This is a genomic window from Stenotrophomonas sp. MYb238 (assembly GCF_009496535.1).
Lineage (GTDB): Bacteria > Pseudomonadota > Gammaproteobacteria > Xanthomonadales > Xanthomonadaceae > Stenotrophomonas.
This window is the reverse complement of record NZ_WIDL01000012.1, coordinates 68,230-83,502: the sequence shown is the minus strand read 5'-3', so window position 1 is coordinate 83,502 and position 15,273 is coordinate 68,230. Positions and strand designations below refer to the sequence as shown.

The 15,273-nt window shown below is 69.5% G+C and carries 9 protein-coding genes and 1 pseudogene; 5 read left to right on the top strand and 5 right to left on the bottom strand.

Features of this window, described 5'->3' with window-relative positions; translation table 11 throughout:
• Positions 1-31: 31 nt before the first annotated feature.
• Positions 32-2,221, top strand: coding sequence for a DNA helicase II (gene uvrD, locus CQ393_RS09905; RefSeq protein WP_153191393.1), 2,190 nt, complete (start codon positions 32-34; stop codon positions 2,219-2,221).
• A gap of 116 nt (positions 2,222-2,337) precedes the next feature.
• Positions 2,338-2,787 carry a universal stress protein gene (locus CQ393_RS09900; protein WP_153191392.1) on the top strand — a complete coding sequence of 150 codons (450 nt, stop codon included), beginning with the start codon at positions 2,338-2,340 and terminating at the stop codon, positions 2,785-2,787.
• Positions 2,788-3,524: 737 nt separating this feature from the next.
• Here CQ393_RS09900 and CQ393_RS09895 read toward each other — a convergent pair.
• Positions 3,525-3,812, bottom strand: a complete 288-nt coding sequence (locus CQ393_RS09895) for a DUF2782 domain-containing protein (protein WP_153191391.1) — start codon at positions 3,810-3,812, stop codon at positions 3,525-3,527.
• A 92-nt stretch (positions 3,813-3,904) separates the two neighbouring features.
• Here CQ393_RS09895 and polA point away from each other — a divergent pair, with 92 nt between their 5' ends.
• Both polA and CQ393_RS09885 read left to right on the top strand, forming a co-directional pair.
• Positions 3,905-6,673 carry a DNA polymerase I gene (polA, locus tag CQ393_RS09890; protein ID WP_153191390.1) on the top strand — a complete coding sequence of 923 codons (2,769 nt, stop codon included), beginning with the start codon at positions 3,905-3,907 and terminating at the stop codon, positions 6,671-6,673.
• Positions 6,674-7,406: 733 nt separating this feature from the next.
• Complete coding sequence (locus CQ393_RS09885; RefSeq protein WP_153191389.1) at positions 7,407-7,901, top strand: YetF domain-containing protein; 495 nt, start codon at positions 7,407-7,409, stop codon at positions 7,899-7,901.
• A 75-nt stretch (positions 7,902-7,976) separates the two neighbouring features.
• Here CQ393_RS09885 and hemF read toward each other — a convergent pair whose 3' ends face one another.
• From hemF to CQ393_RS09865, 4 genes and pseudogenes are all read right to left on the bottom strand, one after another.
• Positions 7,977-8,924 carry an oxygen-dependent coproporphyrinogen oxidase gene (hemF, locus tag CQ393_RS09880; protein WP_153191388.1) on the bottom strand — a complete coding sequence of 316 codons (948 nt, stop codon included), beginning with the start codon at positions 8,922-8,924 and terminating at the stop codon, positions 7,977-7,979.
• 23 nt (positions 8,925-8,947) lie between these two features.
• Positions 8,948-9,526, bottom strand: coding sequence for a hypothetical protein (locus CQ393_RS09875; protein WP_343199916.1), 579 nt, complete (start codon positions 9,524-9,526; stop codon positions 8,948-8,950).
• Between the two features lie 130 nt (positions 9,527-9,656).
• Positions 9,657-10,040: pseudogene (locus CQ393_RS09870) on the bottom strand (NUDIX domain-containing protein); the annotation flags it as partial.
• A gap of 506 nt (positions 10,041-10,546) precedes the next feature.
• Positions 10,547-12,910 carry a S9 family peptidase gene (locus CQ393_RS09865; protein ID WP_153191387.1) on the bottom strand — a complete coding sequence of 788 codons (2,364 nt, stop codon included), beginning with the start codon at positions 12,908-12,910 and terminating at the stop codon, positions 10,547-10,549.
• 212 nt (positions 12,911-13,122) lie between these two features.
• On the opposite strand from CQ393_RS09865, the gene CQ393_RS09860 reads away from it, so the two are divergent.
• Entirely contained in the window at positions 13,123-14,469 is a 1,347-nt protein-coding gene (locus CQ393_RS09860; protein ID WP_343199915.1) for an AMP-binding protein, read from the top strand.
• Positions 14,470-15,273: the final 804 nt, after the last annotated feature.

Sequence of the window (15,273 nt, the reverse complement as noted above, 5' to 3'; positions counted from 1 at the left end):
CCGCCCGCGGGCTTTCCCGTAGAATGCGCCGATGGATGTTTCCCACCTGCTCGACGGGCTGAACCCGGCCCAGCGCGAGGCCGTTTCCGCTGCTCCCGGCCACTACCTGATCCTTGCCGGCGCCGGTTCCGGCAAGACCCGCGTGCTGACCCACCGCATCGCCTGGCTCAACGAAGTGCATGGCGTGCCGACCCACGGCATCTTCGCGGTGACCTTCACCAACAAGGCCGCCGGCGAGATGCGCCACCGCATCGACCTGCAGCTGCGCAACGGCGCGCGCGGCATGTGGATCGGCACCTTCCACGGTCTGGCCCATCGCCTGCTGCGCCTGCACTGGGCCGATGCCAAGCTGCCCGAGGCGTTCCAGGTGATGGACTCGGACGACCAGCTGCGGCTGGTCAAGCGCGTGGTGCAGGCGCTGGAACTGGACGATGGCAAGTTCCCGCACAAGCAGATCGCGTGGTGGATCAACGCGCAGAAGGACGAGGGCCGCCGCCCGCAGCACATCCAGCCCGAGCCGCACGACGCCTGGCTGGAAACCATGCGCCAGGCCTACATCGAGTACCAGGTGCGCTGCGACCGCGCCGGGCTGGTGGATTTCGCCGAACTGCTGCTGCGCGCGCATGAACTGCTGCGCGACAACCCGGCCCTGCTCGCCCATTACCGCGCGCGTTTCCGCGAGATCCTGGTCGACGAGTTCCAGGACACCAACGCCATCCAGTACGCCTTCGTGCGCGTGCTGGCCGGCGATTCGGGCAACGTGTTCGTGGTCGGCGACGACGACCAGGCGATCTATGGCTGGCGCGGCGCCAAGGTCGAGAACGTGCAGCGCTTCCTCAAGGATTTCCCGGGCGCGCAGACCATCCGCCTGGAGCAGAACTACCGCTCCAGCGCCAACATCCTCAACGCCGCTAACGCGGTCATCGCGCACAACCCAGACCGCATCGGCAAGCAGCTGTGGACCGACAGCGGCGACGGCGAACCGATCGACCTGTACGCCGCGTACAACGAAATGGACGAGGCGCGCTACCTGGTCGAGCGCGCGCGGCAGTGGGTGCGCGACGGCGGCAGCTACGGCGATATCGCCGTTCTCTACCGCAGCAACGCGCAGTCGCGCGCCTTCGAGGAAGCGCTGCTGTCCGAACAGGTGCCCTACCGCGTATACGGCGGCATGCGCTTCTTCGAGCGCGCCGAGATCAAGGACGCGCTGGCCTACCTGCGGCTGCTGACCAACCGCAACGACGACGCCGCCTTCGAGCGCGCGGTGAACACCCCGACGCGCGGCATCGGCGAGCGCACGCTGGACGAGGTGCGGCGCATCGCCCGCGCGCAGTCGCTGTCGCTGTGGGAGGCGTCGATGCTCGCCACCCAGGGCAACGACCTCACCTCGCGCGCGAAGAACGCGCTGGCCGGTTTCATCAACCTGGTCCAGCAGATCGGCGGCGAGACCGCGCAGATGACCCTGGCCGAGCGCATCGACCACGTGCTGCTGCGCTCGGCGCTGCGCGAGCACTGGGGCAAGGAAAGCCGCAACGCGCTCGATTCCGAATCGCGCAGCGACAACCTCGACGAACTGGTGTCGGTGGCCTCGCGCTTCGTCCAGCGCGACGAGGACGAGGAGGGCGCCGCCGACATGAGCGAACTGGTCGCGTTCCTCTCCTACGCCTCGCTGGAGGCCGGCGAAGGCCAGGCGCAGGCCGGCGAGGACGGCGTGCAGCTGATGACCCTGCACTCGGCCAAGGGCCTGGAATTCCCGCTGGTGTTCCTGGCCGGCCTGGAGGAAGGGCTGTTCCCCGGCGCGCGTTCGCTGGAGGAAAGCGGGCGGCTGGAGGAGGAGCGCCGTCTGGCCTACGTCGGCATCACCCGTGCCCGGCAGAAGCTGGTGCTGGGCTACGCCGAGTCGCGCCGCATCCATGGCCAGGACAACTACAGCCTGCCGTCGCGCTTCCTGCGCGAGATCCCGCGCGAGCTGCTGCACGAAGTGCGGCCCAAGGTGCAGGTCTCGCGCCCGGCATCGCTCGGCACCAGCCGGGTGATGGGCCATGCCGCCATCGAGGCGCCGCCGGTCAAGCTCGGCGCGCTGGTGTCCCACCCCAAGTTCGGCGAGGGCATGGTCACCGACTACGAGGGCAGCGGCGCGCATGCGCGCGTGCAGGTCGAGTTCGCCGAGGCCGGCAGCAAGTGGCTGGTGATGGCCTACGCCAACCTGACCGTGCTGTAGGGCGCCCCGGGCTGCCCCGGGCCGGCGGCAGCGCCGGCCGTTTGATCCGGCTCAATGCACGGCGGCAACATCGGGTGTGCAATGGTGTCCTCCCACCCTTCCCAAGGAGAACCGCCATGTACAAGCGCATCCTGATCGCGACCGATGGTTCCGAACTCGCCGGCAAGGGCCTGCAGAAGGGCCTGGAACTGGCTGCCCAGCTCGGCGCGGCGGTCGACATCGTCACCGTCTCCGAGCCCTGGGCCGTGGGCATGTACGACGCCATGGGCTGGAGCGCCGGCTACGAGGCCAGCCCTGAATACAAGCAGGACCGCGAGGCGGCCGCGCAGAAGATCCTGCAGCCGTCGCTGGAGGCGGCGCGTGCGGCCGGCGTGGCCGGGGTGCAGGGCCACCACGTGCTCGACCGCTATGCCGCCGACGGCATCATCGAGACCGCCGACGCCTGCGGCAGCGACCTGCTGGTGATGACCTCGCACGGCCGCCGCGGCGTCACCCGCGTCCTGCTCGGCAGCCAGACCGCCGAAGTGCTCGCGCGCAGCACGGTGCCGGTGCTGGTGATCCGCTGACCTCCGCGCAACCCGTAGGAGCGGCTTCAGCCGCGATGGGGCCTTCACGTAGATCTCCACGGCATGTCGGCGTGTCGCACCGGTCGGCCAAGGAAATGCCCGGTGCGGTTTCCGGCGCCGCCCGCGTTAGTCGAGAGGGCGGCCAACGTCCCTATCGCGGCTGAAGCCGCTCCTACGAGGAGGCGGGGTATGTGGCGATCCGCGAAGAGCACACCGCCGCGCGACCGGCCGTAGGAGCGGCTTCAGCCGCGACCGGGCTTTCGCATAGGTTCCCACTACATGTCGGGCCGTGTAACAGTCGCCCAGGGAAATGCCGGTGCGGTTTCCCGCGCCGTCCGCGGTAGTCGGGAGGCTAGCCAACGTCCCCATCGCGGCTGAAGCCGCTCCTACGGGGAGGCGGGGTATCTGGCAATCCGCAGAGCACGTAGCTGCGCGACTGGTCGTAGGAGCGGCTTCAGCCGCGATAGGGCTTTCGCGTAGATCCCACGACATGTCGACGCGTTGTATCGGTCGGCAAGGAGAATGCCCGGTGCGATCTCCGGCGGCGCCCGCGGCTGTCGCGAGGGCAGCCAACGTCCCCATCGCGGCTGAAGCCGCTCCTACAACAAGCAGCCCCGCGGAAGGGTTTCTTTACGAGGTAGGCAACGGTCCGGACACGGGTTCAGCAAGCGTCGCCAGCCCACCAGGCGCCGTGGCGACGGGGCTGGGCAGGTGGGCTACCCCTGCTGGCCGCCGGTTCACCAGCTGTAGAGCTTCCAGTAGACCGGCGACACGCCGTCCTTGTCGTTGTCCATGCGGCCATCGCCGTTGCGGTCGTAGAGATAGAACGGCGCGCCGCGCGCCGGGGTGACCTTGACCATGCGCAGCTGGGTGCCGACGCGGTATTCCTCGATGGTGTCGCCGTTGTCCATGGTGCGGCGGGTCACGTCGGCGCCGGTCACGTCCACCGGCGGCGCGTCGGCGTCCCGGCCCATGCTGGCGCAGCCGGCCAGGGCAAGCAGGGGAATCAGCAGCAGGTGTTTCATCGTGGCGGCTCCTCGCGGCGGTGTCCTGTCCGATTATGCCTGCGCCGGGCGCCAGCGCGCGTCGCGCAACGCCCGGCGCGTAGAATCGGCGCATGAGCAGATTAGTCCTGATCGACGGGTCCAGTTACCTGTACCGCGCGTTCCACGCGCTGCCGCCGCTGTCCAACGCCGCTGGCGAACCCACCGGCGCGCTGTTCGGCGTGGTCAACATGCTGCGCGCCACGCTGAAGGAAAAGCCCGACTACGTGGCCTTCGTGGTCGACGCGCCGGGCAAGACCTTCCGCGACGACCTGTACGCCGAGTACAAGGCCAACCGCCCGCCGATGCCCGACGAACTGCGCGCGCAGGTGCAGCCGATGTGCGACATCGTGCACGCGCTGGGCATCGACATCCTGCGCGTGCCGGGCGTGGAGGCCGACGACGTGATCGGTACCCTGGCCCTGGCCGGCGCCGCCGACGGCCTGGAGGTGACCATCTCCACCGGCGACAAGGATTTCGCCCAGCTGGTGCGCCCGGGCGTGGTGCTGGTCAACACCATGACCGGCAGCCGCACCGATTCTGACGATGCGGTAATGGACAAGTTCGGCGTGCGCGCCGGGCAGATCGTCGACTACCTGGCGCTGATGGGCGACGCGGTGGACAACGTGCCCGGCGTGGAGAAATGCGGCCCCAAGACCGCGGCCAAGTGGCTGGCCGAGTACAACGACCTGGACGGCGTGATCGCCGCCGCGGCCACGATGAAGGGCAAGATCGGCGAGAACCTGCGCGCCGCGCTGCCGCGGCTGCCGCTCAACCGCGACCTGGTCACCATCCGCACCAACGTGGAACTGGAACAGGGGCCGCGCGACCTGCGCCTGCGCGACCAGCACGTGGACAGCCTGCGCGAGCTGTACGGCCGCTATGGCTTCACCCAGGCGCTGCGCGAGCTGGGCGGCGTCGAGGCGCCGGCCGCGGCCGGCGAGGCCAAGGTCAGCCTGCGCGGCACCGCCGCCGGCTTCGCCCGCTCCAGCGAGGGCGTACCGGCGGTCGAGACCGACCCGGCGATGGCGGGCAAGGGCGAATACGAGACCGTGTTCACCGATGAACAGCTGCGCGCCTGGGTCGAGCGCCTTCAGGCCGCCGCCGAGTTCGCCTTCGACACCGAGACCGACGCGCTGGACGCGATGCGCGCGCGGCTGGTCGGCGTGAGCCTTTCGGTCGAGCCGGGCACGGGCGCCTACATCCCGGTCGGCCACGACTATCCGGGCGCGCCCGCGCAGCTGCCGGCGGCGCAGGTGCTCGACGCGCTGCGGCCGCTGCTCGAGGATGCCGGCAGGCGCAAGCTCGGCCAGCACGGCAAGTACGACATCCACGTGCTGCGCCGCAATGGCGTGGAGGTACGCGGCTACGCCGACGACACCATGCTGGAGAGCTTCGTGCTCAATTCCACCGCCACCCGCCACGATATGGATTCGCTGGCGCAGCGCTATCTCGGCTACACCACCACCAAGTTCGAGGACGTCGCCGGCAAGGGTGCCAAGCAGATCTCCTTCTCGCAGGTCGGCATCGACGAGGCCGGCCAGTACGCGGCCGAGGACGCCGACATCACCCTGCGCCTGCACCGCGTGCTGGCGCCGCGGCTGGCCGCCGAGCCGGCGCTGGAAAAGGTGTACCGGCAGATCGAGATGCCGCTGGTGCCGGTGCTGGCCCGCATCGAAGCCAACGGCGTGTGCATCGACAGCGTCGAACTGCGGCGGCAGAGCGCGGACCTGTCCTCGCGCATGCTCGCCGCGCAGCGCAAGGCCACCGAACTGGCCGGGCGCAGCTTCAACCTGGATTCGCCCAAGCAGCTGTGCGCGGTGCTGTTCGAGGAACTCGGCCTGCCGGCGCTGGTGAAGACGCCCAAGGGCCAGCCCAGCACCAACGAGGAGGCGCTGGAAGCCATCGCCGACCAGCACGAACTGCCGCGCGTGATCCTGGAGTACCGCGGCCTGGCCAAGCTGCGCAGCACCTATACCGACAAGCTGCCGGAGATGGTCAATCCCGATACCGGCCGCGTGCACACCAGCTACCACCAGTCCGGCGCGGCCACCGGGCGGCTGTCCTCGTCCGATCCGAACCTGCAGAACATCCCGATCCGCACCGACGACGGCCGCCGCATCCGCAAGGCCTTCGTCGCGCCGCCCGGGCGCCGGCTGATGGCCTGCGACTACTCGCAGATCGAACTGCGCATCATGGCGCACCTGTCCGAGGACCCGGGCCTGATCCGCGCCTTCGAGCAGGGCGTGGACGTGCACCGTGCCACCGCCGCCGAAGTGTTCGGCCGCGCGCTGGAAGACGTCACCGCGAACGAGCGTCGCGCCGCCAAGGCGATCAACTTCGGCTTGATGTACGGCATGAGCGCTTTCGGCTTGGCCAAGAACCTGGGCATCGACCGCGGCCAGGCGCAGGACTACGTGGCGCTGTATTTCAGCCGTTACCCGGCGGTGCGCGACTTCATGGAGCGCATGCGCGTGCAGGCGCGCGAGCAGGGCTACGTGGAAACCCTGTTCGGCCGCCGCCTGTACCTGAACGACATCCACGCCCGCAACCAGGGCCTGCGCGCCGGCGCCGAGCGCGCGGCGATCAATGCGCCGATGCAGGGTACCGCCGCGGACATCATCAAGCGCGCGATGGTCAGTGTGGACGGCTGGCTGGCCGACCACCGCGAGCGCGCGCAGATGATCCTGCAGGTGCACGACGAACTGGTGTTCGAGGCCGATGCCGATTTCATCGACGCGCTGCGCGCCGAGGTGGAGACGCGCATGACCGCGGCGGCGGAGCTGCGGGTGCCGCTGGTGGTGGATTCCGGTGTGGGAAGCAACTGGGACGAAGCGCACTGACGGCCATTCGTTTCATTGGCGCGTGGCGACGTGCCGGGCAGGGCCGTCCGTCGCCGAAGCTTGCGTGGCGCGGGTCGAAGCGCATCAAGCGGCTTGTCAGGGCGATTCACTGCACTGGCGTGTGCCGCGGCGGCAGAAATGCTCGCCACCGAGGGGCATGCATGCGCAGGACGAAGCGCACTGAGCCCATTCATTTCATCGGGGTGGCGCGTCCTGTGGCCCACGCCGGTATTCGCGTAGCGGATGGACATCAGTGCATTACGCGATGGCGGAGTTTCCGTTTGTAACGGATGCCACGGTTTTCCGATTATTTAACGCCAGTAATGCCACGGCTGGAACGTTGCGTAACGCCGCGTGCGGGCAATAATCCGCGCGCTGGCATTGGAATGAATCCCTCCTTAATCGTCCTGAAATAAATGGCCGTTCTTCACGATCCATCAATGTCCGGGGTGGTCATATAGCCCTCGACAGGTGCAACGCCTGTCGCGGATCTCTCCCATCCCCTGGAGCAGATCTCGGAGCGGGGATTCCTCCCCAAATCGCCGCTCCTCCAGCCCCGTCGACCCCCCCCTGGTCGGCGGGGCTTTTTTTGTGCCGTTCCCATGCGGTTACCCGGGCACGGATACGGGCAGGCTTGGCATGCGAATTCGCTGGGCGGCGGCTCTACCTGTCGCGCGCCGCGGGCAGGCTGGGCATCATGGCGGGGACGAACCGGAACGGGGATGCAGTCCAGATGTTGGACATGTTTGCGCTGGCGATGCCGTGGTGGGAGTTCATCCTGCGCGCCGTGGTGGTCTATGTGGTGGTGCTGGGAATGGTGCGGCTGACCGGCAAGCGCGCGCTGGGGCAGGTCACGCCATTCGATGTGCTGCTGATCGTACTGCTGGGCAACGCGGTACAGAACGCGCTGCTCGGGCAGGACACCTCGCTGGCCGGCGGGCTGCTGCTGGCGGCGACCCTGATCGCGCTCAACTACGGGGTGGGCTGGCTTACCACCCGCAGCCGGCGCATGGAGCGGCTGATCGAAGGCGAACCGGTGCTGGTCGCGCGCGACGGCCGCCTGCTGGACTCGGTGCTGCGCCGCGAGCTGATCACCCAGGCCGACTTCGACGCGGCCCTGCGCCAGCAGGGATGCCGCGGCGTCGAGGAAGTGGAGCTGGCGCTGCTGGAGATCAACGGCCACATCACCATCGTGCCGCGTCGGGACACGCAGTCCAGGGGGCAATAGCGACAGTCGCGTCCGCTGGCTATGCCCCGCCGGCCGGTTACGGAAGCGGCCGGGTGACGTCCGGCCGCGCTTCCGTCACAGCCACTCGCGCGGGACGAGGTAGCCGGCCAGCCGCGCCTCGTCGCTGCCGGCCTCGGGCTGGTAGCCGTATTCCCAGCGCACGCGCGGCGGCAGGCTCATCAGGATGCTTTCGCTGCGCCCGCCGCTCTGCAGCCCGAACAGGGTGCCGCGGTCGTAGACCAGGTTGAATTCGACGTAGCGGCCGCGCCGGTACAGCTGGAACTCGCGCTCGCGCTCGCCGTAGGGCGTGTCCTTGCGGCGCGCGACGATGGGCAGGTAGGCGTCGAGGAAGCCGTCGCCGACCGCGCGCAGGTAGGCGAAGTCGCGCTCGAAATCGCCATGCAGGTCGTCGAAGAACAGGCCGCCGACGCCGCGCGTCTCGTTGCGGTGCTTGAGGAAGAAGTATTCGTCGCACCAGCGCTTGTGCGCGTCGTAGCGCTCCGCGCCGAACGGCGCGCACAGCCCGCGCGCGACTTCGTGCCAGTGGCGCACGTCCTCGTCGAACGGATAGAACGGGGTCAGGTCGAAACCGCCGCCGAACCAGGCCGCCACCGCCTCGCCGTCGCGTTCGGCCTGGAAGTAGCGCACGTTGGCGTGGGTGGTCGGCACATAGGGATTGAGCGGGTGGAACACCAGCGATACGCCGCAGGCGCGCCACGAGGCGCCGGCCAGTTCCGGGCGGTGCGCCGAGGCCGAGGGCGGCAGGCGGGTACCGGCGACGTCGGAGAAACCGATGCCGGCCTGCTCGAACACCGCGCCGTCACGCAGCACGCGGGTACGGCCGCCGCCACCCAGGGATGGGTCCGTGTCACGGGAGGCAGGAGGCCGGGAGTGACTGCCGCCTTCGGCGCGCTGCCAGCGGTCCTCGACGAAGCGGGCCCGGCCGTCGGCCGATTCGATGGCCTGGCAGATGCGGTCCTGCAGGCCGGTGAGGTAGTCGCGTACGCGTTCGAATTCGTCCATGGCGCGTACTGTAGCGCAGGCGTTCAGCGGAACAGCGCGCGCACCTCGTCGCGGCACAGCTTGATCACCAGCCAGCCATGCAGGGCGGCGAAGGCCAGCGCGGTGACGCCGGCGCTGATCAATGCGGTCCAGCGGCTGGCCTGCATCTGCGCCAGCGCTTCCCTGCCATCGGGCGAGTCCAGGAAGCCGGCCGGCAGGATGGACTGCATCGCCGCGAACATGCCGTCGACCAGCGGCAGCATGGCGAAGTTGGCCAGCGCCACCACGACCAGGAACACAATGAAGCCGATCCGCCCCCACTCGTGGCGCCGCAGCAGCCCCCACGACACCGCGAGCAGGGCGACGGACAGCAGCAGCATCAGCAGGGTCAGCGACAGCGCGTGGTGCGCGGCCCATTGCATCGCCGACGGCACCGGCAAGCCCTGCCGCTGCAGCCAGCCCACCGGGTCGAGCCGGCCCAGTGCCGCCACCAGCAGCAGCTGGAACAGGCTCCAGGCGACGGACAGGCCGGCCATCACCAGCGACAGCCTGGCGGTGACATCGACGAAGGCGGCGGCCGTCGGGCGCGGGGGACGGAGCGGAGGGAGGGATGGCTGGATCACGCGGGCAGGCTGCGGGAAACGGTGGAGCGCACTATCGCCGGCTTCGCGGGACTTTCCCAGCCCCACCGGCATCGCCATGGAGGTGGGGCGGCTGCTCCCGGGGAGTAGCCGAGCGCAGAAGCCGCACCGCCGCCGGCAGCACGTGGCGTTCGCTCAGCGGCGCCAGCGTCACCCCATGCGGCGGGTGCAGCGGAATCTAGGCCAGCTCGGCGATCTCCGCCTGCGCGCGCGGCGTGCCATCCACCCGCACCAGGAACGACTCGCCCTGCACGCGCCGTCCCGCTTCGTTGACCGCCTCGTCCTCGAAGGTGCCCAGGGCCAGAGCGCTTCCGGTGCGCGGGGTCACGCCCAGCTCCTCATGCAGTTCGCGGCCCAGCGTGCGCAGCGCGTCCTCGCCGGGCTCGCGCTTGCCGCCGGGCTGGATGAAGGTCTGCGAGCCGCGCTTGCGCACCACCAGCACGCGGCCGGCGTCGTCGAGGATCACGGCGGTGACGATGCGGATGGGGGAGGTCATGCGGGGCGTCCGGGGAAGAAGGGGGCGTGCCGCGCGGCTTTCCGGAAGTGCCGCGGGCGGAACAGCTCCGCGATGCGCCGCGTGCCTTGCGGTAGGAGCGACTTCAGTCGCGATGGGGACTTGCTGGGGAAAGCCCCGTCGCGACTGAAGTCGCTCCTACGAGGGACGGGTGAAGCGGAGCGGCCTTCCGGAAGTGCTGTGGGCGGAACAGCCCTGCGATGTGCTGCGTGCCTTGCGGTAGGAGCGACTTCAGTCGCGATGGGGACTTGCCGGGGAAGGCTCCGTCGCGACTGAAGTCGCTCCTACGAGGGACGGGTGAAGCGAAGTGGCCTTCCGGAAGTGCTGCGGGCGGAACAGCCTCGCGATGCGTCGCGTGCCTTGCGGTAGGAGCGACTTCAGTCGCGATGGGACTTGCCGGGGAAAGCTCCGTCGCGACTGAAGTCGCTCCTACGGGTAGGGTGCGTGCGTGGACAAGCCGAAGGGCGGCCAGTGGCCGCCCTTGTCGCTTACTTCAGCTGTTCCTCGAACAGCTTGAGGATGCGCTTGTACTCGTCCAGCCAGGAATCGGCACGGGTGAAGCCGTGGCGTTCCAGCGGGTACGGCGCGATCGACCAGTTGTCCTTGTGCAGTTCGATCAGGCGCTGGGTCATGTTGACCGAGTCCTGGAAGAACACGTTGTCGTCCATCATGCCGTGGGCGATCAGCAGGTGGTCCTGCAGGCCGTCGGCGTACTCGATGGGCGAGGACACGCGATAGGCCTCCGGGTCGATGTCCGGGGTGTTGAGGATGTTGCTGGTGTAGCCGTGGTTGTACTGGTGCCAGTCGCCGACCGGACGCAGCGCGGCGCCGGCCTTGAACGTGCCCGGCGCGCGGTACAGCGCCATGTAGGTCATGAAGCCGCCGTAGGAGCCGCCGTAGATGCCTGCGTGGTCGCGGTCGCCCTGCTGCTCGCGCACCAGCCATTCCAGGCCGTCCTGGTAGTCCTCAAGCTCCGGGTGGCCCATGTTGCGGTAGATGGCCGTGCGCCAGTCGCGGCCGTAGCCCTCGCTGCCGCGGTAGTCCATGTCCAGCACGATGTAGCCCTTCTGCACCAGCAGGTTGTGGAACATCTGCTCGCGGAAGTAGGTGGGGTAGCGCTGGTGCACGTTCTGCAGGTAGCCGGCGCCGTGCACGAACATCACCACCGGATACTTCCTGCCCGGCTCCTTCTGCGCGGGGCCGTAGAACTTGGCCCAGATCACGCCGGCGCCGTGTTTGGAGGGCACCGCGACGAGTTGCGGCTGGATCCATTCGCGCGCCTTGAATTCGGCGCTGCGGGTGTCGGTGAGCACGCGCGCGCTGCCGCCGGTGGCCGGCACCACCGCCAGCTGCGGCGGCAGGTAGGCGCCGGAATAACGCACCAGCAGCTGGCTGCCGTCGGGCGAGAGCGAGAAATCCTCCACGCCGTTGAGGTCGGTCAGCTCGCGCACCTGGCCGCTGGCGGCATCCACGCCGCAGACCTCGTAGTCGTGCGGCGCCTGCTGGTTGCACAGCACGTAGAAGCCCTTGCCGTCGGCCGAGGGCACCGGCGCGGAGGTCTCCCACCTGCCGCTGGTCAGCGCGCGCGGCTTGCCGGTGCCGGCCTGGGTATACAGGTGCGAGAAGCCCGATTCCTCGGACAGCAGCCACAGCGTGCGGCCGTCGGCCATCCAGCCGAAATCGTTGAAGCCCCAGTTGATCCAGCCCGGATCGGTGAGGCGGTGGCGGTTCTGCATGCGGCCGTCGTCGCCGACGCTGACGATCCAGCGGTCCTTGTTGTCGTTGGCGCGCAGCATCACCGCCGCCTGTTTGCCGTCGGCGCTCCAGCGGATGCCGCCGCCCATGAAGTCGCTCATCACCTGCACGGTGCGGTCGCCCTTGAGCGGTTCCTTGCCGGCGGCCTTGCGCAGCGCAGCCAGCGGGTCGGCGCCGATACCGGGCAGGGCATCCAGCGCCAGCGGGCGCACCTGGCCGCTGGCCGCGTCGACGAACCACAGCGCATGCGGCGCCGAACCGTTGCGGCCGACGCGGGTGCGGGTGTCCTCGGTTTCCTCGTAGCCGGACTCGGTCACGTACAGCGGCATCTTGCCGCCGCGGCCGTCCTCGAAGTTCTTCGGCTTGGTCGCCACGATCAGGTGGGTGGCGTCGGGCGAGAGCGCGCTGTCCACGATCTCCACGTCCGCGCCCAGGTAGACCGGGCCCGGCGCGCGGGTCGGGTCGGCCTGGCGCCAGCGCTCGCCCTGCTCGCGCAGCGCCTCGCGCTGGGCGCGATCGCGACGCAGGGTTTCCAGCGTGCGCATCTGCTGGTCGCGCAGCACGTCGGCCTTGGGCGCCTCCGCGGGGTTCTTCTCGGCCTTGAGCTGGGCGACCAGGGCGATCGCGCCGCTGTCGGCGTTCCAGTGGTACCAGTTGTTGCCGACGTTCCAGACCAGGCCGCCGTCGGTGGCGAAATCCACGCCGGTGGCGCGCTCGTTGCCGCGGGTGAGCTGGGTCAGCGCGCCGCTGCGCAGGTCGCGCACGAACACGTCGCCGTTGCGCACGAAGGCCATGCGCTGGCGCTGCCGGTCGTAGACGCGGTTGGCCGCGTCCAGGGTGCCGCGCTGGTCGTCGGCGACCTGCGCGGCCGCGCCGCCGGCCACCGGCTGGCGGAAGGTGTCGCGCACCGGGCTGCCCTTGCGCTTGAGCGTGTACTCGACCTGCTGGCCGTTCCACGACCACCAGGCCGACTCCACCGGCGGCCCGATCCAGTCCGGGTCGGCCATCGCCTGTTCGATGGTGATCGGCGTGGGCGCGGCATGGACGCCGCCGACGGCGGTCAACAGCAGCAGGGACAGGGGCAGGAGTCTGGACATCGCGGGCACCGGTGGAGAAAACCGGCAAAGCCTAGCAGCCCGCTCCCGCGAACGGCTGGGCCACTGGTCATGGGCAGGCCGGCAAAGCGCTGGCAAGGCGTGGCGCGCGGGTGCCCGGTGCCGCCGCGGCGTTGCCGGGCTTCCGCCAGCGGCTATGCTGGGCGCCGGCCGCGCCTTCGTACCGCGGCGGTTTTCCCTGAAGGTCGTCCCGCGTGCCCGCCGTCCATCCGCTTTCTTCTTCCCTGCATCCCCTGGCCGTCGGCGCACCCGCGCGCCCGCTGGCAGCATCGGCCGCGTGGCGGGTGGACCTGGCCACCTTCGTGGAGCACGTGCGCGGCGTGGCGGCGCTGCTGCCGCCGGGCCGCCACGCGGTCAACCTGTGCGAGGACCGCTACCGCTTCCTGGTCGGCTTCTGCGCGGTCGCCCTGCGCGGCCAGGTGAACCTGCTGCCGCCCTCGCGCGCGCCGGCGGTGGTGGCCGAGGTGCAGCAGCGCCATGCGCAGGCGTGGTGCCTGGGCGACACCGCGCCCGATCCGCTGCCGGCCGGCTGGTTCGCGCTGCCGGAGGAACTGCCGCGGCTGCCGGGTGAAATCCCGGCGCTCGATGCGGCGCAGCTGGTCGCCATCGGCTTCACCTCCGGCAGCACCGGCGCGCCGGCGGCCAATCCCAAGACCTGGGGCGCGTTCGTGACCAGCACCGCGCAGAACCTGCAGGCGCTGGCCGACCTGTGGGGCGAGCGCACGCCCTCGGTGGTCGCCACGGTGCCGCCGCAGCACATGTACGGCATGGAGATGTCGGTGCTGCTGCCGCTGCTGGCGCCGGCGGTGCTGCATGCCGGCCGGCCGTTCTTCCCGCAGGACGTGGCGCAGGCGCTGGCCGACGTGCCCGCGCCGCGGCTGCTGGTCACCACGCCGGTGCACCTGAAGGCGCTGGTGGAATCGGGCGTGGCATTGCCATCGCTGGCCGGCATCGTCACCGCCACCGCGCCGCTGCCGCCGCCGCTGGCCGAAGCGGCCGAAGCGCGTTTCGCCACGGAAGTGCGCGAGGTGTTCGGTTCCACCGAGACCTGCATCTTCGCCCGCCGCCGCACTGCCTGCGAGCAGGCCTGGACGCTGCTGCCGGGCGTGCGCCTGGAACCGCAGGAAGACGGCACCCTGGTCCACGCGCCGCACCTGCCCGAGGCGGTGCTGCTGGCCGACCTGGTCGAGCTGTTGCCGGAAGGCCGTTTCCTGCTGCGCGGCCGCCGCGCCGACCTGCTGGAGATCGCCGGCAAGCGCGCCTCGCTGGGCGACCTGACGCGGCGCCTGCTGGCGGTGCCCGGCGTGCGCGACGCGGTGATGGTGCAGCTGGACCCGGAGCCGGGCCAGGCGGTGGGCCGCATCGCGGCGCTGGTGGTGGCGCCGGAGCGCGAGGAGGCGGACATCCTGCGCGAACTGCGCGCGGGCATGGACCCGGTGTTCCTGCCGCGTCCGTTGCGCAGGGTGGAATGCCTGCCGCGCAATGAGACGGGGAAGTTGCCGAGGGATGCGGTGTTGGCGTTGTTGCGGGGCGAGGGCTAACCCAGCCGTTCCGTTGCTGTTGCTGTTGCAGTGATTTTGCTTTTGCCCTGGCTTTTGACTTCCGTGTCCCCTTCCGCAGCGACGGAGCCGACGGACAAGACCCCGCAGGGGCGACGTGCAGGGACGCACGTCGTTTTTCGACACGACAGGGATGTCGTGTCGAAAAATCCCGGCGGCGGAGTGGACCCAGCCCGCGCAGCGGGCTGGGCGCGTAGGCAGGGGCGTGTTTCTTTGGGCCACGTTTCTTTGCACGAGCAAAGAAAGGTGGCTCGCGCCCCCGAAGGGGGAGCGAAAGCCTTTGATCCTGTTTCTGCCCTTGCTCTGGCTTCTCCTAAATGTTTGTGCCAAAGCGATAGGCAAAGGGCCAGGAAATGTCCCGGCGCGTCGCCGAAACAACTGGTGCTGCCGGTATGGCAGGTCGGCAGAGACCGAGGCAGAGGCCAAGCATGAAAGCGGAAGTTTGAAAGCAGAGCTTTCGCCCCTGCTTCGTAGGAGCGAGTTACTTCTCTTTGCTCGTGCAAAGAGAAGTAACCAAGAGAAAGCACGCCCCTGCCTCCGCGCCCTCCGTGCCTGCGGCACTCCGGGTCCACTCCGCCGACGGGATTTTTCTACGCGACATCCATGTCGCGTAGAAAAACGGCGTGCATCCATGCACGCCGCCCTTCGGGTTTTCCCCGCCGGCTCCGTCGCTGCGGAAGGGGACCCCGGAAGTCAAAAGCCAGGGCAACAGCAGAATCAGGAGCAACGGCAAAATCACGGGCAACCGCAACCGCAACCGCAACCGCAACCGCAACCGCAACCGCA